Origin of the sequence: Klebsiella sp. PCX, assembly GCF_021869705.1 — a bacterium.
GTDB lineage: Bacteria > Pseudomonadota > Gammaproteobacteria > Enterobacterales > Enterobacteriaceae > Klebsiella > Klebsiella quasipneumoniae.
The window spans coordinates 3,161,388-3,180,970 of sequence record NZ_CP091527.1 but is presented as its reverse complement, the minus strand read 5'-3'; the positions used below and the strand labels follow the sequence as shown (position 1 = coordinate 3,180,970).

General features: G+C 58.1%; 20 protein-coding genes and 1 pseudogene. 10 read left to right on the top strand and 11 right to left on the bottom strand.

Annotated elements, in window-relative coordinates; translation table 11 throughout:
- The first annotated feature begins 182 nt into the window (after positions 1-182).
- Both fadD and rnd read left to right on the top strand, forming a co-directional pair.
- Positions 183-1,868 (top strand): long-chain-fatty-acid--CoA ligase FadD, encoded by a 1,686-nt coding sequence (gene fadD / locus GQR96_RS15165; protein ID WP_025999236.1) that lies wholly within the window; start codon positions 183-185, stop codon positions 1,866-1,868.
- 81 nt (positions 1,869-1,949) lie between these two features.
- Positions 1,950-3,065, top strand: a complete 1,116-nt coding sequence (rnd, locus tag GQR96_RS15160) for a ribonuclease D (protein WP_072140568.1) — start codon at positions 1,950-1,952, stop codon at positions 3,063-3,065.
- Positions 3,066-3,142: 77 nt separating this feature from the next.
- Here rnd and minE read toward each other — a convergent pair whose 3' ends face one another.
- The 3 genes from minE to minC are packed head-to-tail and all read right to left on the bottom strand — an operon-like array spanning position 3,143 to position 4,950.
- A complete protein-coding gene (gene minE / locus GQR96_RS15155) occupies positions 3,143-3,412 on the bottom strand; it encodes a cell division topological specificity factor MinE (RefSeq protein WP_004103270.1) in 270 nt (89 codons plus the stop codon).
- 3 nt (positions 3,413-3,415) lie between these two features.
- Positions 3,416-4,228: a septum site-determining protein MinD gene (minD, locus tag GQR96_RS15150; protein WP_002910900.1), complete on the bottom strand. Its 813-nt coding sequence runs from the start codon at positions 4,226-4,228 to the stop codon at positions 3,416-3,418.
- A 23-nt stretch (positions 4,229-4,251) separates the two neighbouring features.
- A complete protein-coding gene (gene minC, locus GQR96_RS15145) occupies positions 4,252-4,950 on the bottom strand; it encodes a septum site-determining protein MinC (RefSeq protein ID WP_004203323.1) in 699 nt (232 codons plus the stop codon).
- Positions 4,951-5,076: 126 nt separating this feature from the next.
- Between minC and GQR96_RS15140 the strand changes: the two genes are divergently transcribed.
- From GQR96_RS15140 to GQR96_RS15130, 3 genes are all read left to right on the top strand, one after another.
- Positions 5,077-5,358 (top strand): YcgL domain-containing protein, encoded by a 282-nt coding sequence (locus tag GQR96_RS15140; RefSeq protein WP_004203320.1) that lies wholly within the window; start codon positions 5,077-5,079, stop codon positions 5,356-5,358.
- A 16-nt stretch (positions 5,359-5,374) separates the two neighbouring features.
- Positions 5,375-6,034 carry a fumarylacetoacetate hydrolase family protein gene (locus tag GQR96_RS15135; protein ID WP_065904526.1) on the top strand — a complete coding sequence of 220 codons (660 nt, stop codon included), beginning with the start codon at positions 5,375-5,377 and terminating at the stop codon, positions 6,032-6,034.
- A gap of 94 nt (positions 6,035-6,128) precedes the next feature.
- A complete protein-coding gene (locus GQR96_RS15130; RefSeq protein WP_017900197.1) occupies positions 6,129-6,575 on the top strand; it encodes a YcgN family cysteine cluster protein in 447 nt (148 codons plus the stop codon).
- Positions 6,576-6,580: 5 nt separating this feature from the next.
- Here the strand turns inward: GQR96_RS15130 and GQR96_RS15125 are convergent, their stop codons facing one another.
- From GQR96_RS15125 to nhaB, 3 genes are all read right to left on the bottom strand, one after another.
- On the bottom strand, positions 6,581-6,925 hold the full coding sequence (locus tag GQR96_RS15125) for a TehB family protein (RefSeq protein WP_002910895.1): 345 nt from the start codon (positions 6,923-6,925) through the stop codon (positions 6,581-6,583).
- A gap of 148 nt (positions 6,926-7,073) precedes the next feature.
- Positions 7,074-7,604 carry a disulfide bond formation protein DsbB gene (gene dsbB, locus GQR96_RS15120; RefSeq protein ID WP_004203315.1) on the bottom strand — a complete coding sequence of 177 codons (531 nt, stop codon included), beginning with the start codon at positions 7,602-7,604 and terminating at the stop codon, positions 7,074-7,076.
- Positions 7,605-7,732: 128 nt separating this feature from the next.
- Positions 7,733-9,283, bottom strand: coding sequence for a sodium/proton antiporter NhaB (gene nhaB / locus GQR96_RS15115; RefSeq protein ID WP_004203313.1), 1,551 nt, complete (start codon positions 9,281-9,283; stop codon positions 7,733-7,735).
- A 248-nt stretch (positions 9,284-9,531) separates the two neighbouring features.
- On the opposite strand from nhaB, the gene fadR reads away from it, so the two are divergent.
- A complete protein-coding gene (fadR, locus tag GQR96_RS15110; RefSeq protein ID WP_004203311.1) occupies positions 9,532-10,251 on the top strand; it encodes a fatty acid metabolism transcriptional regulator FadR in 720 nt (239 codons plus the stop codon).
- Between the two features lie 73 nt (positions 10,252-10,324).
- Here fadR and GQR96_RS15105 read toward each other — a convergent pair whose 3' ends face one another.
- Positions 10,325-11,857 carry a SpoVR family protein gene (locus GQR96_RS15105; protein WP_004203310.1) on the bottom strand — a complete coding sequence of 511 codons (1,533 nt, stop codon included), beginning with the start codon at positions 11,855-11,857 and terminating at the stop codon, positions 10,325-10,327.
- Between the two features lie 76 nt (positions 11,858-11,933).
- Here GQR96_RS15105 and GQR96_RS15100 point away from each other — a divergent pair.
- The 3 genes and pseudogenes from GQR96_RS15100 to dadX all read left to right on the top strand — a co-directional run bounded on the left by GQR96_RS15100 (position 11,934) and on the right by dadX (position 14,557).
- Positions 11,934-12,080: pseudogene (locus tag GQR96_RS15100) on the top strand (hypothetical protein).
- A 98-nt stretch (positions 12,081-12,178) separates the two neighbouring features.
- A complete protein-coding gene (locus GQR96_RS15095) occupies positions 12,179-13,477 on the top strand; it encodes a D-amino acid dehydrogenase (protein WP_023318600.1) in 1,299 nt (432 codons plus the stop codon).
- Positions 13,478-13,486: 9 nt separating this feature from the next.
- Entirely contained in the window at positions 13,487-14,557 is a 1,071-nt protein-coding gene (gene dadX / locus GQR96_RS15090; RefSeq protein WP_004203306.1) for a catabolic alanine racemase DadX, read from the top strand.
- 16 nt (positions 14,558-14,573) lie between these two features.
- Here dadX and GQR96_RS15085 read toward each other — a convergent pair whose 3' ends face one another.
- Both GQR96_RS15085 and ldcA read right to left on the bottom strand, forming a co-directional pair.
- Positions 14,574-16,307 carry a potassium/proton antiporter gene (locus GQR96_RS15085; protein WP_004203303.1) on the bottom strand — a complete coding sequence of 578 codons (1,734 nt, stop codon included), beginning with the start codon at positions 16,305-16,307 and terminating at the stop codon, positions 14,574-14,576.
- A 92-nt stretch (positions 16,308-16,399) separates the two neighbouring features.
- Complete coding sequence (gene ldcA / locus GQR96_RS15080; RefSeq protein ID WP_017900195.1) at positions 16,400-17,314, bottom strand: muramoyltetrapeptide carboxypeptidase; 915 nt, start codon at positions 17,312-17,314, stop codon at positions 16,400-16,402.
- Between the two features lie 175 nt (positions 17,315-17,489).
- On the opposite strand from ldcA, the gene emtA reads away from it, so the two are divergent.
- On the top strand, positions 17,490-18,101 hold the full coding sequence (gene emtA, locus GQR96_RS15075; RefSeq protein ID WP_069734111.1) for a membrane-bound lytic murein transglycosylase EmtA: 612 nt from the start codon (positions 17,490-17,492) through the stop codon (positions 18,099-18,101).
- A 32-nt stretch (positions 18,102-18,133) separates the two neighbouring features.
- Here the strand turns inward: emtA and GQR96_RS15070 are convergent, their stop codons facing one another.
- Positions 18,134-18,943, bottom strand: a complete 810-nt coding sequence (locus GQR96_RS15070; RefSeq protein ID WP_227514891.1) for a TIGR04222 domain-containing membrane protein — start codon at positions 18,941-18,943, stop codon at positions 18,134-18,136.
- Between the two features lie 27 nt (positions 18,944-18,970).
- On the bottom strand, positions 18,971-19,513 hold the full coding sequence (locus GQR96_RS15065) for a hypothetical protein (protein ID WP_227502979.1): 543 nt from the start codon (positions 19,511-19,513) through the stop codon (positions 18,971-18,973).
- Positions 19,514-19,583: the final 70 nt, after the last annotated feature.

The window sequence follows — 19,583 nt, the reverse complement described above, 5'->3', positions numbered from 1 at the left end:
AGAAACAGCGGCCGGTCCGCTGTTTCTTTGTTTTCAGTCGAATAAGAAAAAAAATAGTGACGCGCTTCGCAACCTGCTCATTGCCTAATTAATAAACTGGTACGCTGAGTTAATATAATGTTAACAAAATGTATTTTTCAGGGGCTGTGATGACGACGAATAACTATTTCAGAGGTGATGCAGTGAAAAAGGTTTGGCTAAACCGTTATCCCGCAGATGTTCCGGCGGAGATAAATCCTGACCGCTATCAATCCCTGGTTGAACTGTTTGAACATGCCACCACCCGCTACGCCGACCAACCGGCGTTTATCAATATGGGTGAAGTGATGACCTATCGTAAGCTGGAAGAGCGCAGTCGCGCCTTCGCCGCTTACCTTCAGGAGGGCTTAGGACTACAGAAGGGCGACCGGGTGGCCCTGATGATGCCTAACCTGCTGCAGTATCCGGTGGCCCTGTTTGGCATCCTGCGCGCCGGGATGATCGTGGTTAACGTCAACCCCTTATATACCCCGCGTGAACTGGAGCATCAGCTCAACGACAGCGGCGCGGCGGCGATCGTCATCGTCTCCAACTTTGCCCATACCCTGGAAAAAGTGGTGGCGAAGACTCAGGTGAAACATGTGATCCTGACGCGCATGGGCGACCAGCTCTCCACCGCCAAAGGCACGCTGGTGAACTTTGTGGTTAAGTACATCAAGCGCCTGGTGCCGAAGTACCATCTACCGGATGCCATCTCGTTTCGCAGCGCGCTGCAGCACGGCTATCGCATGCAGTACGTGAAGCCGGAGATCGTTGCGGAAGATCTGGCGTTTCTACAGTACACCGGGGGCACCACCGGGGTGGCTAAAGGGGCGATGCTGACCCACCGCAACATGCTGGCCAACCTTGAGCAGGTCAATGCCACCTACGGCCCGCTGCTGCATCGCGGCAAAGAGTTTGTGGTCACCGCGCTGCCGCTGTATCACATTTTCGCCCTCACCATGAACTGCCTGCTGTTTATCGAGCTGGGCGGGCAGAATCTGCTGATCACCAACCCGCGCGATATCCCCGGGCTGGTGAAGGAGCTGGCGAAATATCCGTTTACCGCCATGACCGGGGTCAATACCCTGTTCAACGCCTTGCTGAACAACAAAGAGTTCCAGCAGCTTGATTTCTCCTCGCTGCACCTCTCCGCCGGCGGCGGTATGCCGGTGCAGCAGGCGGTGGCTGAGCGCTGGGTGAAACTGACCGGACAATATCTGCTGGAGGGCTACGGCCTGACCGAGTGTTCGCCGCTGGTCAGCGTCAACCCGCACGACATCGACTACCACAGCGGCAGCATTGGCCTGCCGGTGCCCTCCACTGAAGCCAAACTGGTGGACGACGACGATAACGAAGTGGCGCCGGGTCAGCCGGGCGAGCTCTGTATCAAGGGGCCGCAGGTGATGCTGGGCTACTGGCAGCGTCCTGACGCGACGGATGAGATTATTAAAGACGGCTGGTTGCACACCGGGGACATCGCGGTGATGGATGAAGAGGGATTCCTGCGCATCGTTGACCGGAAAAAAGATATGATCCTGGTGTCGGGTTTTAACGTCTATCCGAATGAAATCGAAGATGTGGTCATGCAGCACAGCGGCGTGCTTGAGGTGGCGGCCATCGGCGTGCCGTCCGGCAGCAGCGGCGAAGCGGTGAAGATCTTCGTGGTGAAGAAAGATGCCGCGTTAACCGAAGAAGCGCTGATTACGTTCTGCCGTCGCCATTTGACCGGTTACAAGGTACCGAAGCTGGTGGAATTCCGTGACGAACTGCCGAAATCCAACGTCGGGAAAATTTTGCGGCGAGAACTGCGTGACGAAGCGCGCGCTAAAGTGGACAATAAAGGCTAAGTAACGAATGAGTCGCCAGACGCCGGCTACGCCGGCGTTTTTTATGGGCGCAAGTTAAGAGAGTATGCTTTGAACTATCAGATGATCACCACCGACGATGGCCTGCGCGCTGTCTGCGAAGCGGCAAGCGCCGCCTCCGCCGTCGCTCTGGATACGGAATTTGTCCGTACCCGTACCTATTACCCGCAGCTGGGCCTGCTGCAGCTGTTCGACGGCCGCCAGGTCTCTCTGATCGATCCCTTAACGATTACCGACTGGGCGCCGATGCGCGACCTGCTGCTCAACCCGGATGTGACCAAATACCTGCATGCCGGCAGCGAAGATTTAGAAGTCTTTCTCAACGCGTTCAACCTGATGCCGCAGCCGCTGATCGACACCCAGATCCTGGCAGCCTTCTGCGGTCGGCCGATGTCCTGGGGCTTCGCCTCGATGGTGGAAGAGTATTCCGGGGTTGCGCTGGACAAAAGCGAATCCCGCACCGACTGGCTGGCGCGTCCGCTAACCGAGCGTCAGTGTGAATATGCCGCGGCCGACGTCTGGTACCTGTTGCCGATCGCCAGCCAATTAATGGCGGAGACCGATCGCGCGGGCTGGCTATCGGCGGCACTGGACGAATGCCGCCTGATGCAGCAGCGTCGCCAGGAGGTGGTCGACCCGGCCGAGGCCTGGCGCGATATCGGCAACGCCTGGCAGTTGCGTACCCGCCAGCTGGGCTGCCTGCAGCTGCTGGCGGAGTGGCGCCTGCGCAAAGCGCGGGAGCGCGACCTGGCGGTGAACTTTGTGGTGCGGGAAGAGCATCTGTGGAGCGTGGCGCGCTATATGCCCACCAGCCTCGGCGAGCTCGACAGCCTCGGGTTGTCCGGTAGCGAAATTCGCTTTCATGGCAAAACGCTGATTAGCCTGGTCGAGAAAGCACAGGCGCTGCCGGAGTCGGCCCTGCCGGCGCCGCTGCAGAATCTGATCGACATGCCGGGCTACCGCAAAGCCTTTAAAGATATTAAAGCGCTGGTGCAGGAAGTGAGCGCTGAGAAGGGCGTAAGCGCGGAGCTGCTGGCGTCGCGTCGGCAGATCAACCAGCTGTTGAACTGGCACTGGCAGCTGAAAACGCAGGCCGCTGAGCCTGAGCTGATTTCCGGTTGGCGTGGTGAGCTGATGGCCGAACGGCTGAAGAGGCTGTTAAGCGACTATCCGCGCTAGCGGACGGTCTGGTTCAGGCCATAAAAAAACCGGCGGCGCGTGGCGTAGCCGGTTTTTTTTCGGGATGGAACAGCAGGTCAGGGTTTCGACTCTTCCGTTTCGGGTAGGGTCACGTTCAGCTCAAGAATGGAAATATCACCGTCCCGCTGCTCCAGTTGCACGCTGACCATCTCCGGGTCGATCTGCACGTATTTACAGATCACTTCCAAGATATCTTTGCGCAACTGCGGCAGGTAATGCGGCTCCGCGTCCCCGCGGCGGCGCTCGGCGACGATGATTTGCAGGCGTTCTTTCGCAATATTAGCCGTGTTCTTTTTTCGCGAGAGAAAAAAGTCGAGTAAAGCCATAATTTATCCTCCGAACAGGCGTTTGAGGAATCCTTTCTTCTCTTCTTCAATGAAGCGGAAAGGGCGTTCTTCTCCGAGCAGACGTTCAACGGTATCGGCATAGGCTTTGCCTGCGTCCGACGCGGCATCGAGGATCACAGGCTCACCCTGGTTGGATGCGCGCAGGACTGACTGGTCTTCCGGGATCACGCCCACCAGGTTGATGCGCAGAATCTCCAGCACGTCTTCCATGCTCAGCATATCGCCTTTATTGACGCGGCCTGGATTGTAGCGGGTCAGTAGCAGGTGCTCTTTGATCGGCTCTTCGCCATTTTCCGCACGACGGGATTTGGAGGCGAGAATGCCAAGGATACGGTCGGAGTCGCGAACGGAGGAGACTTCCGGGTTGGTAGTGATAATGGCTTCGTCAGCGAAATAGAGCGCCATCAGCGCACCGGTCTCAATGCCTGCCGGGGAGTCACAGACGATGAAATCGAACTCCATCTTCTTCAGTTCTTCGAGAACTTTGTCGACGCCTTCGCGGGTCAGGGCGTCTTTATCCCGGGTCTGGGACGCCGGAAGAATGTAGAGGTTTTCCGTGCGCTTATCTTTGATCAGCGCCTGGTTCAATGTGGCATCGCCCTGGATGACGTTGACGAAATCATAAACGACGCGACGTTCGCAGCCCATAATCAGGTCGAGGTTACGCAGGCCGATGTCGAAGTCGATAACGACGGTTTTCTTTCCCTTCTGGGCCAAACCTGTAGCGATGGCCGCGCTGGAGGTGGTCTTGCCAACGCCCCCTTTACCCGAAGTCACAACAATAATGCGTGCCATAGAAATTCCTTGTTAAAAAGGGATTAATTTAACGGTTGAATTGTCAAAGCGCTTTCGCCTAAACGCAGGCGTGCCGCTTTGCCATAAAATTCGGCCGGGATGTTATCGCTCAGCCAATATTCCCCGGCGATGGAGACCAGCTCCGCCGCAAGGTGGGTACAAAATATCTGGGCGTCTCTGTCGCCACCGGCGCCTGCCAATGCGCGTCCTCGCATCATGCCATATACATGGATATTGCCGTCAGCGATAAGTTCCGCACCGGCACTCACATGATTTGTAACAATAAGATCACAGTGTGGCGCATAAATGCGCTGACCGGAACGTACCGGCTGATCAATCAAACGCGTTTTTGTGATCTGACTAGCAACTGGCGGCGGCGGGGCGGGTTCGGACGGTGCCGGACGAGGGGCTTTTTCTTTCCCTTCGGTTAATAACGGGATCCCGGCGCGGTCGATTTCGGTTTTCAGGCGCGGGATTTTGCATCCGCTGACGCCCATAATGCGTAAACCGGTCGCGGCGATAGCCTCGTTGACGGCGCGCCATTCGACACTCTCCTCGACGCTGGCGATATTCACCACCACCGGAGCATGGCGTAAAAAGGCGGGAGCCTGGGCGATTTTGTCTTCTAACGCCTGACGAATAACCTCGGGATTTGCATCGTGCAAATGAACGACAGATAACGTGAAGCTACTGCCTTTAAGTTCGATTGGCGTATTTGACATCCTGGCCTTACTCAATTTGCTGTTTATCGACCGCCGAAGTGCGGTGATATTCCGAAGACTAAAAGGCATGTTATAGTCACTGATATATTGAGGCAAGTGACCACGGGTCTAATTCCGAGTAAAACTATGTTTTGTGTGATCTATCGAAGTACTAAACGTGAACAAACCTATTTATACGTCGAAAAAAAGGACGATTTCTCACGCGTTCCTGACGAGCTCATGCGCGGTTTCGGCACGCCGCAAATGGCGATGCTGCTGCCGCTTGATGGGCGCAAAAAACTGGTTAACGCCGACCTTGAAAAAGTGAAACAGGCGCTAAGCGAACAGGGCTATTACCTGCAACTTCCTCCGCCATCTGAAAATCTACTAAAGAAACACCTGGCGGAACAGGGGAAACAATCCGATTAACCCACGAGGGAAAATAATGTACCAACATCATAACTGGCAGGGAGCGCTCCTGGATTATCCGGTGAGCAAAGTGGTTTGCGTCGGCAGCAATTATGCAAAGCACATCAAGGAAATGGGCAGTGCGACGCCGGAAGAGCCGGTGCTGTTTATTAAACCTGAGAGCGCGCTGTGCGATCTCCGTCAGCCGTTGGTGCTTCCTGAGGGGCTGGGTTCGGTGCATCATGAAGTGGAGCTGGCGGTGCTGATCGGCGGTACGCTGCGTCAGGCGACGGAAGAGCATGTGCTGAAAGGGATTGCCGGCTATGGCGTCGCGCTGGATCTCACCCTGCGCGACCTGCAAGCTAAAATGAAAAAGGCCGGGCAGCCGTGGGAGAAGGCCAAAGGCTTCGATAACGCCTGTCCGATCTCCGGCTTTATTCCGGCGGCCGAGTTCCACGGCGACCCGCAGAATACGCCGTTAAGTCTGAAGATTAACGGCGAAGTGCGCCAGCAGGGCACTACCGCCGACATGATCCATAAGATTGTGCCACTGATCGCCTATATGTCGCGCTTCTTTACCCTCAAAGCCGGCGACGTGATCCTCACCGGCACCCCGGAAGGGGTGGGACCGCTGTACAGCGGCGACGAGCTGGAGGTCGGTTTCAACGGCCTGTCGCTCACCACCCGCGTACTGTAAGCGCGGTTTGCCGCCTTTTGGGGCGGCAAAACTTGCATCGTCGTGCCAGACTGGTTATAAGGTGCACCCTTAACTGGCAACGACGGACATTCCGATGAGCGAACAACCTTTCTGGCAACAAAAAACCCTGGATGACATGACCGACGCGGAGTGGGAATCGTTGTGCGACGGCTGCGGCCAGTGCTGCCTGCATAAGCTGATGGATGAAGATACCGATGAGATCTACTTCACCAACGTCGCCTGCCGTCAGCTCAATATCAAAACCTGCCAGTGCCGTAACTACGAGCGTCGCTTCGAATATGAGCCGGACTGCATCAAGCTCACTCGTGAAAATCTGCCGACCTTCGAATGGCTGCCGCCGACCTGCGCCTATCGCCTGCTGGCGGAAGGCAAACCTCTGCCGGCCTGGCACCCGCTGCTGACCGGCTCAAAAGCGGCGATGCACGGCGAACGCATCTCCGTCCGCCATATAGCGGTGCCCGAGTCCACCGTTGTCGACTGGCAGGACCATATCCTCAATCTGCCTGACAGGGCGCGGTAAGCCCGTCACGCTTTCTTCGCGTGAAACAGCCCGTTTTCACCGTCGGTTTCTTCCGCCACCCAGAAGTGAATATTGAAGCGGGCATCGTCGCTGAGTTCGACGCGGTGCCAGTACTGCGGCGGACTGGTGGCAAACTGCCCGGCATGAATCACGACTTTTTTCTCCGGCTCCGTCGCCTGTTCATTGGCAAAACCGTAATAGGTGACCGTACCTTCCATGACGCACAACTGACCGAAGACACCGGCCGCGGTGTTGTGGTGGCTCAGCAGGGCGGCGGGGACGTTCTCTTTGGTAAAGAACGGCGTGGAGCGTTTAACTTTCCAGTCTGCGGGGATCAGTAATGATGACATGTGAGCTCCTGTGGGGTTATAAAAGATGTATTTAATATGCGCCTTTTGGTGTGTGTGGTCAACCACGGACAGGAAACGATTCAGTGATGAACGGCAGGCACAAAAAAACGCCCCGTAGGGCGTTTCAGTGTGCGGTACTCACTGCGGCTTAGCGGCCAAACAGATCGCGCTTTTTGGCTTTAAAAGGCTGAGCAACGATCACCAGGATAGCGACCACCAGATAAGCCGCGAAAATCCCCACCAGCCATTGCGGCATCTCCAGCGACAGGAACTGCCACTGGCGTACCGAACAGTCGCCGGACGCGACAAACACCTGCGGCAACCATTTATCCAGCGGCAGCCAGCTCGGGAAACGGGCGGCGAAATCGCAGGTCTGGAACGGCGATGGGTGCAGCTGAATCATCGTATGTTCCCACGCCAGCTGTAGCCCACGTACCGCGCTGTACAGCCAAATCAGCATGGCGACATAGCGCAGCGGCGTTTTAGGGGCGATAGCGCCCACCAGCCCCGCGCCCATGATGCCAAACAGGGCGCAGCGTTCATAAATGCACATCACGCACGGCTGCAGCAGCATCACGTGCTGGAACCACAGCGCGACGAGTTCGAGAATGAACGCGGTCAATGCCATCAGCAGCCAGGCGCCGCGTCCCCGCGAGCACTGGTTTAAATATTGCAACATAATCATTTCCCTGGAAGATGCTAAATCATGGCAGTGTAAACGAAAACCGTACCGACGCCAGCGGCCCGGCGGAAAATATTACGTAACTGGTTATTGAATCGCCCGGGCGAACCCGGGTGACGCGTGGATCACGGCAGGGTGGGGGTAACCAGCCAGCCGTGAGCCAGCAACCATTCGGTGACCGGCATCAGGGTGAACTCGACGCACAGCAGGCCGACCAGCGTCAGTACGAGGGTGTAGGGCAGGGCCATCCACACCATGCGGCCATAGGAGAGCCGGATAAGCGGCGCCAGCGCGGAGGTCAGCAGGAACAGGAATGCCGCCTGGCCGTTCGGGGTGGCCACTGACGGCAGGTTGGTGCCGGTGTTGATTGCCACCGCCAGCATCTCAAACTGCTTCAGGCTGATGGCGCCATGCTCGAGGGCGGTTTTCGCTTCGTTGATGTAGACCGTGCCGACAAAAACGTTATCCGAGATGGACGACAGCAGGCCGTTAAACAGATAAAACAGCGACAGCTGCGCGTGCGGAGAGGCCTGCAGAACAAACTCGATGACCGGCGTGAACAGCTGCTGGTCGATGATCACCGCCACTACGGCAAAGAACACCGTGAGCAGCGCGGTGAAGGGCAACGCCTCGGTAAACGCTTTGCCAATCGCGTGCTCATCGGTCACCCCGGTAAAGGTGGTGGCGAGGATGATCACCGACAGGCCAATCAGGCCGACCTCAGCCAGGTGAAAAGCGAGGGCGACGATCAGCCAAACGCCAATGAGCGCCTGGGCAATCAGCCGTAGCCGCTCCTGACGACTGCGCTGGGCGCGGCTGCGATCGTCAAACTCCTGCAGCACCTTGCGCACCGTCGGCGGCAGCGGTTCGCCGTAGCCAAACAGGCGATACTTTTCCACCAGCAGACAGGTTAACAGACCGCAGACCATCACCGGCAGGGTGACGGGCGCCATGCGGAGAAAGAACTCGCCAAAATGCCAGCCCGCCGCTTTGGCGATAATCAGGTTTTGCGGTTCGCCGACCATGGTCATGACGCCGCCGAGCGCGGTCCCGACGCCGGCGTGCATCATCAGGCTGCGTAGAAAGCCGCGGAACTGCTCCAGCACCTCGCGGTAGTGCTGCTCGATATGGCTGTCGTCGAGCAGGTCGCTATCGTCCGGGCGCGCCGAGGCGACGCGGTGATAGATGCCGTAGAACCCGACGGCGACGCTTATCACCACCGCCACCACCGTCAGCGCATCGAGAAAGGCGGAGAGGAAGGCAGCGGCCAGGCAGAAGGCCAGCGACAGCAGCATCTTGCTGCGGATCCCTAACAGCAGGCGCGTAAAGACAAACAGCAGCAGCTGCTTCATAAAGTAGATGCCCGCCACCATAAACATCAGCAGAAGCAGCACTTCCAGGTTGCTGGCGATCTCTTCTCGCACGTGCGCTGGGCTGGTCATACCGATCAGCAGCGCCTCGATAGCCAGCAGGCCACCCGGCAGCAGCGGATAGCACTTCAGCGCCATGGCGAGGGTAAAGATAAACTCAACCACCAGCAGCCAGCCGGCGACAAATGGCGCCACGGCGAACACCAGCGGATTGATAATTAAGAAAATGATTAATGCCAGCTTGTACCAGTCAGGCGACTGGCCAAGAAAATTGCGCCACAGCGCGCGGCCATAAGAAATTTCCACGACAGAATCCTTCCCCGTCAATTAGTGCATGATTTTGTGCGTAACTATTGGCAAGAGTACCAGTTGAGCAAAATGAGAAGCAACTTTCTTCGCAGCGCGGCGGCGGTTACGGGAGATAAGGAAAAGCGTAAAGTAAAAACGGAAAATGAAACGGCGATCCCTTTTTAATTCACTTGCGATGCTATCTGCGCTATAGCGGCTCTGGTATGATGAGTGCAATTGCAACAATGTGTAATGGAAATATTATTATGGTCATTAAGGCGCAGAGCCCTGCGGGTTTCGCGGAAGAGTATATCATTGAGAGCATCTGGAATAACCGCTTCCCACCTGGATCGATTCTCCCCGCTGAACGCGAGCTTTCTGAGCTGATCGGTGTCACCCGCACCACGCTGCGCGAAGTGTTGCAGCGTCTGGCGCGTGACGGCTGGTTGACCATTCAGCACGGCAAACCCACCAAAGTGAACAACTTCTGGGAGACCTCCGGGCTGAATATCCTTGAAACACTGGCGCGTCTCGATCACGACAGCGTCCCCCAGTTGATTGATAACCTGCTCTCCGTGCGCACCAATATTTCCACGATTTTTATTCGCACCGCGTTCCGTCAGCATCCGGATAAAGCGCTGGCGGTGCTGGACAGCGCCCGGGAAGTGGAAGATCACGCCGACGCCTTCGCCGATCTCGATTACAACATTTTCCGCGGTCTGGCTTTCGCCTCCGGCAACCCGATTTATGGCCTGATCCTCAACGGCATGAAGGGGCTATATACCCGCATCGGCCGCCACTACTTCTCCAGCCCGGAAGCGCGCAGCCTGGCGCTGGGCTTTTATCATCAGCTGGCGAAGGTGTGCGAAGGCGGCCTGCACGATCAGGTGTATGAGCTGGTTCGTCGCTACGGCCATGACAGCGGCGAGATCTGGCACCGGATGCAGAAATCGCTGCCCGGCGATTTAGCCATGAATGTGCGTTAAGCCGGCTATTCGCGATCGATAAACAAAATAAGGGGGCCGATGGCCCCCTTCGTCGTTTTAACGTCCCGCAATGCTATAGCGCGTTTGGCCGCGCCGGGCAGCGGTCCAGCAGCTCAATGCTGCCGTCGGCATTCTGCTGCTCCAGCAGCACATCGAACCCCCACAGACGATGCACATGTTTCAGCACTTCGCGCCGCCCTTTGTCCAGTGGGACGCGGTTGTGCGGCACATAGCGCAACGTCAGCGAGCGGTCGCCGCGCAGGTCAACGTTCCACACCTGGATATTCGGCTCGAGATTGCTGAGGTTATATTGCGCCGAGAGCTTGTTGCGGATTTCGCGATAGCCCTCTTCGTTGTGGATCGCCGAGATCTCGAGATAATTGTTGTGATCGTCGTCGAGCACGGTAAAGAAGCGGAAATCGCGCATGATCTTCGGCGACAGGAACTGGCTGATAAAGCTCTCATCCTTGAAGTCGCGCATGGCGAAATGCAGCGTTTCCAGCCAGTCGGAACCAGCGATATCCGGGAACCAGTACTTGTCCTCTTCGGTAGGCGACTGGCAGATGCGCTTGATGTCCTGGAACATGGCGAACCCCAGCGCGTAGGGGTTAATCCCGCTGTACCACGGACTGTTGTACGGCGGCTGGAACACCACGTTCGTGTGGCTGTGGAGAAACTCCAGCATAAAGCGTTCGGTCACTTTCCCTTCATCATAGAGATGGTTGAGGATGGTATAGTGCCAGAAGGTGGCCCACCCCTCGTTCATCACCTGGGTCTGTTTCTGCGGGTAGAAATACTGGCTGACTTTACGCACGATGCGCAGGATCTCGCGCTGCCACGATTCCAGCAGCGGGGCGTTCTTCTCCATAAAGTACAGCAGGTTCTCCTGCGGTTCGGAAGGGTAGCGGCGGGCGGACTCAATCGCCTTCTCCTCTTCGCGCTTCGGCAGGGTACGCCACAGCATATTCACCTGGCTCTGCAGATACTCTTCCCGGCTTTTCTGCCGCGCCTTCTCCTCCTGCAGCGAGATTTTTTGCGGACGTTTATAGCGGTCGACGCCGTAGTTCATCAGCGCGTGGCAGGAGTCGAGCAGTTTCTCCACTTCGTCGACGCCATAGCGCTCTTCGCACTCGGTAATGTATTTGCGGGCGAAAATCAGGTAGTCGATGATTGAGCTGGCGTCGGTCCAGCTGCGAAACAGGTAATTGTTTTTGAAGAACGAGTTATGCCCGTAGCAGGCGTGCGCCATCACCAGCGCCTGCATGGTGATGGTATTTTCTTCCATCAGATAGGCGATACAGGGATTGGAATTGATGACGATCTCATACGCCAGGCCCTGCTGGCCGTGCTTATAGGCCTGCTCGGTCTCAATGAATTTTTTGCCGAACGACCAGTGCGGATAGTTGATGGGCATGCCGACGCTGGAGTAGGCATCCATCATCTGTTCGGAAGTAATGACTTCGATCTGGTGCGGGTAGGTGTCAAGACGATAGAGCTTAGCGACCCGGTCCACTTCGGCCAGGTAGGTCTCCAGTAACTCGAACGTCCAGTCGGGTCCATCGCTTAAACGGGTGGTGTCCCTGTTCATGGAGTCAATCGTAGCCATTAGCGCGCCCTCGTTGTTGTTGGTTTTCTCTGAACGGAAAACCTCTAAACAAGCATAGAACACCGCACAGCAAACTGTGTTGTCAGCCAATCGCTTTTCTTCGCGATTTCCCCATCTCAAAGCCGTTTTTTGCGCTTATTTGCAGAATTAAATGCTGGGTAAAAATAAAGCGCAGCATGAGATCGTAAATCTTACAGCTCAGGACTGGTGCGGTTTGCTGTGAGTTAAGTCACCATAAATAAAGCGTATGTTGAATAATATTTTCAACTGAGTTATCAATTTGTAATTAGATGATTGTTCTTTAACTGTTACGGAGTTGCTATGCGTGTCGTCATACTGGGAAGTGGGGTGGTTGGGGTAGCCAGCGCGTGGTATTTGAGTCAGGCGGGTCATGAGGTGACGGTCATCGACCGTCAGCCCGGTCCGGCAGAGGAGACCAGCGCGGCCAACGCCGGGCAGATATCTCCCGGCTATGCGGCGCCGTGGGCGGCGCCGGGAGTGCCGCTGAAGGCGATCAAATGGATGTTCCAGCGCCATGCGCCGCTGGCGATCGGCCTTGACGGCACATCGTTCCAGCTGAAGTGGATGTGGCAGATGCTGCGCAACTGCGACACCCGCCACTATATGGAGAACAAAGGCCGGATGGTGCGCCTGGCGGAGTACAGCCGCGACTGCCTGAAGGCGCTGCGCGACACCACCGGCATTCAGTATGAAGGGCGTCAGGGCGGGACGCTGCAGCTGTTCCGTACCGCCAAACAGTATGAAAACGCCACCCGCGACATCGCGGTGCTGGAGGACGCCGGCGTGCCCTATCAGTTGCTGGAGGCGAAGCGGCTGGCGGAAGTGGAGCCCGCGCTGGCGGAGGTTAGCCACAAACTGACCGGCGGTCTGCGTCTGCCAAACGATGAAACCGGCGACTGCCAGCTGTTTACCACCCGTCTGGCGGCGATGGCGGAACAGGCCGGGGTCACCTTCCGCTTTAACACCGCGGTGGACGCCCTGCTGCAGGAGGGCGATCGCATTGCCGGGGTGAAATGCGGCGATGAGATTATCAAGGGCGACGCCTATGTCATGGCCTTTGGCTCTTACTCGACGGCGATGCTCAAGGGGCTGGTGGATATTCCTGTCTACCCGCTGAAAGGCTATTCGTTAACCATCCCGATTGCCCAGGAAGACGGCGCGCCGGTTTCCACTATCCTTGATGAGACCTATAAAATCGCCATCACCCGTTTCGATCAGCGCATTCGCGTCGGCGGTATGGCCGAGATCGTCGGTTTTAATAAAGCGCTGCTGCAGCCGCGTCGCGAAACCCTGGAGATGGTGGTGCGCGATCTGTTCCCGCGCGGCGGCCACGTTGAGCAGGCCACCTTCTGGACCGGCCTGCGGCCGATGACGCCGGACGGCACGCCGGTGGTCGGGCGCACGGCGTTTAAAAACCTGTGGCTCAACACCGGCCACGGCACGCTTGGCTGGACCATGGCCTGCGGCTCCGGGCAGCTTATCAGCGATCTGATCTCCGGCCGCACGCCGGCGATCCCTTACGACGATCTGGCTGTCGCCCGCTATAGCCCCGGGTTTACCCCGGCGCGTCCGCAGCATCTGCATGGCGCACACAACTAAGGAGCTTGCATGACCCGTCCGGTAGTGGCCAGTATCGACTTGCTGGCCTTGCGGCAGAATTTACAGATAGTGCGTCGCGCGGCCCCCGGGTCGCGCCTGTGGGCGGTGGTCAAAGCAAATGCTTATGGCCATGGCGTGGCGCGGGTATGGAGTGCGTTAAGTGCGGCGGATGGTTTCGCCTTGCTCAACCTGGAAGAGGCGATCCTGCTGCGCGAGCAGGGCTGGAAAGGGCCGATCCTGTTGCTGGAGGGCTTCTTCCATGCCGATGAGCTGGCGGTGCTGGATCAATATCGCTTAACCACCAGCGTCCACAGCAACTGGCAGATTAAGGCGCTGCAGCAGGCGAAGCTGCGCGCGCCGCTGGATATCTATCTCAAGGTGAACAGCGGTATGAACCGGCTGGGCTTTATGCCGGAGCGGGTGCATACCGTCTGGCAGCAGCTGCGGGCGATAAGCAACGTCGGCGAGATGACGCTGATGTCGCACTTCGCGGAGGCGGAGAACCCGCAGGGGATTGTTGAGCCGATGCGCCGGATCGAACAGGCGGCGGAGGGGCTGGATTGCCCACGCTCGCTGGCCAACTCGGCGGCGACGCTCTGGCATCCGGAAGCGCATTTTGACTGGGTTCGTCCCGGCATCGTGCTGTATGGCGCATCGCCTTCCGGGCAGTGGCAGGATATCGCGAACACCGGCCTGAAGCCGGTGATGACCCTGCGCAGCGAAATCATCGCCGTGCAGAACCTGCGCCCCGGCGAAGCGATTGGCTATGGCGGCCTGTATCGCACCACCCAGGAGCAGCGGATCGGCATCGTCGCCTGCGGCTATGCCGACGGCTACCCACGGGTAGCGCCGAGCGGCACGCCGGTGCTGGTGGACGGCGTACGCACCACCACCGTCGGGCGCGTGTCGATGGATATGTTGGCGGTCGATTTAACGCCCTGTCCGCAGGCCGGGATCGGCGCGCCGGTCGAACTGTGGGGCAAAGAGATTAAAATCGACGACGTGGCGGCCAGCTGCGGCACCGTCGGCTATGAGCTGATGTGCGCCCTGGCGCCGCGGGTGCCGGTTGTGACCCTGTAACCTGTTCCGGGGCGGATCACTCCGCCTCGTCTTCCGCGACCCGTACCCCTACCTTCAGCACGTGATCGTTCTCTTTTTCCGCGACTGTCCATACCATCCCGGCGAACTCCACCTGGTCGCCCACCACCGGCGCGGCGCCCAGCAGCTGCTGCACCACTTCCCCCAGCGACTGCTGATGTTCGCGGAACTCCTCTCCGCCGTCGAGGCCGTAGATTTGCGCCACATCGGCGAAGCGGGCCTCGGCATCAAGTATAAAGTCGCCGAAAAAACGCTGATCGAGCGCCACCGGCGGCGACTGGCTGAACATTTTGCCCAGCGCCGGCAGGTCGTGCTCGCGGCCAATGACGCACAGGATATCGCCTTCCCGCAGGCGGGTGCTGCCGGTGGGGTGCAGCAGGGCATTGTTGCGAAACAGGGCGGCAATCCGCGTCTCCGGCGGCATATGCAGGTCGCGCAGCGCCGCGCCGATGCACCATTTATCGGCGCCCAGCTGGTAGACAAACTGCTCCCACGGGTTTTCCGGGTGAATATCCAGCCCGACGCGGGAGATGGGCCAGCTGACGGGCGGCACCACCACTTTGGCTTTTTTCGCCGCCCACGATAGCGATGTGCCCTGGAGCAGAAGCGACACCAGCACCACGAAGAAGGCGACATTGAAGAACAGGCGGGCGTTGTCCAGGCCGGCCATCATCGGGAACACCGCGAGAATAATCGGCACCGCGCCGCGCAGGCCGACCCAGCTGATAAATACCCGTTCGCGGAGGTTGAACCCGCGGAACGGCAGCAGACCGGCAAATACCGACAGCGGACGGGCAATGAAAATCATCCACATCGACAGCAACAGCGCCGGGATAGCGATCGGCAGCAGGTCGGAGGGCGTCACCAGCAGGCCCAGCACCAGGAACATGGCGATTTGCGCCAGCCACGCCAGACCGTCGAAGTTCTGCAGGATACCGTGCCGGTTGCGGATAGGCCGGTTGCCCAGCAGAAAGCCGCAGAGATAGACGGCGAGGATACCGCTGCCGTCGAGGGTAGTGGTGACGGCGAAAATCATGATCCCGCCGCTCAGCGCCAGCAGCGGATAGAGCCCGGCGGGCAGCACGATGCGGTTGATCATCTGCAGCAGCAGGTAGCCGCCGCCGAGGCCGATGGCGATCCCGAGACCGAACTGTTGAATGATATGCACGGCGAACATCCAGCTGAGGCCGGTCTGGTGCTGCTGGATCATTTCGATCAGGGTGATGGTCAGGAAGACCGCCATCGGGTCGTTACTGCCTGACTCAATCTCCAGCGTCGAGCCGACGCGCTCGTTGAGCCCCTTGCCGCCGAGCAGCGAGAAGACCGCCGCGGCGTCGGTGGAGCCGACAATGGCGCCGATCAGCAGGCCTTCGATCATATCCAGTTTGAACAGCCAGGCCGCCATCATCCCGGTCAGCGCCGAGGTGATCAGCACCCCGACCGTCGCCAGCGACAGTGCTGGCCACAGCGCGACGCGAAAGGAGCTGGCCTGGGTGCGCATCCCGCCGTCCAGCAGGATCACCGCCAGCGCCAGGTTACTCACCATGTAGGCGAAGGGGTAGTTGTCGAAGGGGATGCCGCCGATGCCGTCAATGCCTGCCAGCATCCCGATGGCCAGAAAGATGACCAGAATCGGGATGCCAAGGCGCGAAGAAAAGGAGCTCAATAAGATACTGCAGGTTACTAAAACAGAACCCAGAATAAACAGACTAATGACCGCAGCGGCGTCCAATGTTCACGTACTCCCTGACTGGCGTGAAAAAATGGCTAAAAGTGACACTATTTTAACAATTCGCAGGGAATCCGCCTATGCGTCTGGGAAATTTATTCTGCCAGCACCGGGTGGCCGCTGATTGTCAGGGTGGTGGCTGATGGCTGGTTGACCAGCCGCGCGCGCGCGCCCAGCGGCAGGGTCACCGTGCGCTGCTCGTGGCCAAACTCCAGTCCGCTTATCAGCGGTACAGAGAGCTGCTGGCGCAGATAATCAAACACCTGCGGCAGGTCATATCCCACGTCATAGTCGTTCGGCGCGCCGCCGGTGAAGCTGCCGAAGATCACCGCCTTCTGCGCCGCCAGTACGCCGCTGTGCAACAGCTGAAGCAGCATGCGTTCGACGCGGAACGGGTGCTCATTGATATCCTCCACCACCAGAATGCCGTCGCGGATCGCCGGCAGCCACGGGGTACCGATAAGCGAAGTCAGCATCGCCAGATTCCCGCCCCACAGGGTGCCTTCCACCCGGCAGTTCGGCCCTTCGCCCGGCCATTCGAGGGTGAATTCAGGCTGGCGCAGCGCCTGCCAGAAATGCTGTTCGGTAAACGGATCGAGGGTCTCCGCGCCGAAGTTCCCTGCGAGCATCGGCCCGCTGAAGGTGACGACGTTGCCCATGGCCAGCAGGCCCGACTGGATGACGGTGAAATCGCTGTGGCCGCAAATCAGCAACGGGTCACGCTGCTGGCGGGCAATCAGCCCCTGCCAGTCGATATGCGGCAGCAGGCGGCTGGCGCCGTAGCCGCCGCGCACCGCGAGAACGATCCGGTTGCGGCCCGGCAACTGGGCAAGCTGGTTAATATCGGCCAGCCGTTCATGTTCAGTTCCGGCGAAACGCTGCTGCCGACGGGGAATGACCTGCTGGTGGGCCACCTCGTGCCCGGCCTGCTGCAGACGCTCGACGCCGCGGGCCGCCGCCTGCTGGTTGATGCAATAACCGGATGGCGCGACCAGATAAAACTGAGACATGATAATTCCTTGCTATGAATGAAAGGGTTATGATGCCGCCTGGAATGGCGATTGTCATCTCCAGGTGGCTAACTTCAATCCGCACCCGTCATCCATCAGGCTGTCGGCGGGCGGGGGACGTACCGCTGCCGTCGTTCTGCAGCATGATGGCGTTTGGGTAGATAAGGATAGATGTGTGAAATTGAGATGGTTGCTTATTTTAGTCGTTTTTCTGGCCGGTTGTAGTTCGAAACATGATTACACCAATCCACCGTGGAACCCCGAGGTCCCGGTGAAGCGGGCGATGCAGTGGATGCCGATCAGTGAAAAAGCCGGCGCCGCCTGGGGCGTGGATCCGCAGCTGATCACGGCGATCATTGCCATCGAGTCGGGCGGTAACCCTGCGGTAGTGAGTAAATCCGGCGCCGTCGGGCTGATGCAGCTTAAGCCGTCGACCTCCGGACGCGATGTTTACCGGCGGATGGGCTGGCGCGGCGAGCCGTCGGTCAGTGAGCTGAAAAACCCGGAACGGAATATCTCGATGGGGGCCGCCTATCTGAGCATGCTGGAGAATGGTCCGCTGGCGGGGATCAAAGACCCGCAGGTGATGCGCTATGCGGTGGTGGTCTCCTATGCCAACGGCGCTGGCGCGCTGCTGCGCACCTTCTCGTCAAACCGGCAGGACGCCATCGAGGAGATTAACGACCTCGACGCCGATGAGTTCTTCGAGCATGTGGCGAAAAAACACCCGGCTCCGCAGGCGCCGCGCTATATCTGGAAGCTGCAGAAAGCGCTGGACGCCATGTAACCTTACCTTCGCCCCGCCGGCCTGGCGGGGTCCTAATCCTCTGTGCGCAGCGACGTGATAACGCTAATCGGCGCTATTAACGCTTTATATTCCCGGTAGCGCTCGGGAAGCGATTCCACGCCGTTTACCGCCACGCAGAGCATGGCCGTCGCGTCATCCTCCTGCGCGCCTTTATACGCTAACGTTTCTCGTAACGCATTGATGCAGGCATGGGCGTCATGATGCGAAATGCCGTTGATATCGAGACGAATGGTTTTGCTAATGGCCTCTATCCATAATCCGCCCCACAGAACGCAACCCGAGGGCATGAGCAGGCAACTGAAGATGCTGTAAGCGGTGAGGTCGAGCCAGATAAAGGTCTTACTGGCAACGATAACGCCGAGGGCGACCGAAGGGATGCTGATGGCCAGCATATTCCATCCGCGGCGCAGCGGACTTAAGGCTAAACCCGCACTTGCTATCTGTTCCTGCCAGAGGTTACGTCCGGCGATACTCAGGCAGCAGGGCAGATCTTCATGACACGGCTTTCGCACCGCAAAATGGTCAAATAGTATGCTTTCAATGACGTTCATTTCGTGGTTTGCATAGCGTCCGTTAGCCAAAACCTGCCCGGGCTCCGGGATCCACAGATGCTTATTACTGAGTAAGCTGAACATTGCCAGTTGAATCACCCGGGTCCCTTCTCCGGTCAGCCACGCCAGCAACCAGGGGCTAACCTCTATCGCGTGCGGCTGGGGCTGAGCCGCTGGCCGCGACAGGATAATCATTATACCAATAGCAATATAGATACCCGGGACGATAAGTATAAAACCGCCAAGAAACAGCAGTGGATGCAGATGCATTATAAAATTCCACATACCATCCCCTCGTTAATCCAGCCTCTGCAGACAAAAGGGATACTTAATAAGGTTGATGATTTTTACATATTCACCATATCTTTCGGGAAGCAGGGCGGTTTTACCGATCGCCACGCAATAATCGGCGTTTTCATCGGTCAGGGTATCTGCGTCAGCAATAAGCGTCTCCTTCAGGGTATCAATATAGTGATGAAAGATATTAACGGCGATCCCTTCCCGGTCCAGCCGGGTGGCATTTAAGGTGATGCATAACAGCCACAGCCACCACAGGCCGGAAACCATCCCCATTGTCAGCCAGCTGAACACGCTGGAGTGAATTATCGCCTGATTATCAAAAAGCGTTTTCCAGGCGAGCGCGGCGATCAATAGCAGGGAGGGCGCGGCAATCAATATCATATTCCACGTTTGGTGCGTCGGGCTGAGCCGCAGCCCTTGGCAGTGAGGATCGGTGGCCCAGTGGTTCTTTTCGGCGACGTGCAGAGAAAGCGGCAGATCCTGGTCACTGGATTTTGGCGTAGCGAAATGGTCAAACAGTATTTTTTCCACACAGGTCATTTTGCATTCTGCGTACTGCTGATTGGCGCAGAGTTGAATATTGTCCGCAGAATGGATGAGAGTGACATAG

Bases quoted from the DNA above. Each gene is read 5' to 3' on its own strand.
- rnd (WP_072140568.1), top strand. From the start codon at position 1,950: ATGATCACCACCGACGATGGCCTGCGCGCTGTCTGCGAAGCGGCAAGC.
- minE (WP_004103270.1), bottom strand. From the start codon at position 3,412: ATGGCTTTACTCGACTTTTTTCTCTCGCGAAAAAAGAACACGGCTAAT.
- minD (WP_002910900.1), bottom strand. From the start codon at position 4,228: ATGGCACGCATTATTGTTGTGACTTCGGGTAAAGGGGGCGTTGGCAAG.
- minC (WP_004203323.1), bottom strand. From the start codon at position 4,950: ATGTCAAATACGCCAATCGAACTTAAAGGCAGTAGCTTCACGTTATCT.
- GQR96_RS15140 (WP_004203320.1), top strand. From the start codon at position 5,077: ATGTTTTGTGTGATCTATCGAAGTACTAAACGTGAACAAACCTATTTA.
- GQR96_RS15135 (WP_065904526.1), top strand. From the start codon at position 5,375: ATGTACCAACATCATAACTGGCAGGGAGCGCTCCTGGATTATCCGGTG.
- GQR96_RS15130 (WP_017900197.1), top strand. From the start codon at position 6,129: ATGAGCGAACAACCTTTCTGGCAACAAAAAACCCTGGATGACATGACC.
- GQR96_RS15125 (WP_002910895.1), bottom strand. From the start codon at position 6,925: ATGTCATCATTACTGATCCCCGCAGACTGGAAAGTTAAACGCTCCACG.
- dsbB (WP_004203315.1), bottom strand. From the start codon at position 7,604: ATGTTGCAATATTTAAACCAGTGCTCGCGGGGACGCGGCGCCTGGCTG.
- fadR (WP_004203311.1), top strand. From the start codon at position 9,532: ATGGTCATTAAGGCGCAGAGCCCTGCGGGTTTCGCGGAAGAGTATATC.
- GQR96_RS15105 (WP_004203310.1), bottom strand. From the start codon at position 11,857: ATGGCTACGATTGACTCCATGAACAGGGACACCACCCGTTTAAGCGAT.
- GQR96_RS15095 (WP_023318600.1), top strand. From the start codon at position 12,179: ATGCGTGTCGTCATACTGGGAAGTGGGGTGGTTGGGGTAGCCAGCGCG.
- dadX (WP_004203306.1), top strand. From the start codon at position 13,487: ATGACCCGTCCGGTAGTGGCCAGTATCGACTTGCTGGCCTTGCGGCAG.
- ldcA (WP_017900195.1), bottom strand. From the start codon at position 17,314: ATGTCTCAGTTTTATCTGGTCGCGCCATCCGGTTATTGCATCAACCAG.
- GQR96_RS15070 (WP_227514891.1), bottom strand. From the start codon at position 18,943: ATGCATCTGCATCCACTGCTGTTTCTTGGCGGTTTTATACTTATCGTC.
- GQR96_RS15065 (WP_227502979.1), bottom strand. From the start codon at position 19,513: ATGACCTGTGTGGAAAAAATACTGTTTGACCATTTCGCTACGCCAAAA.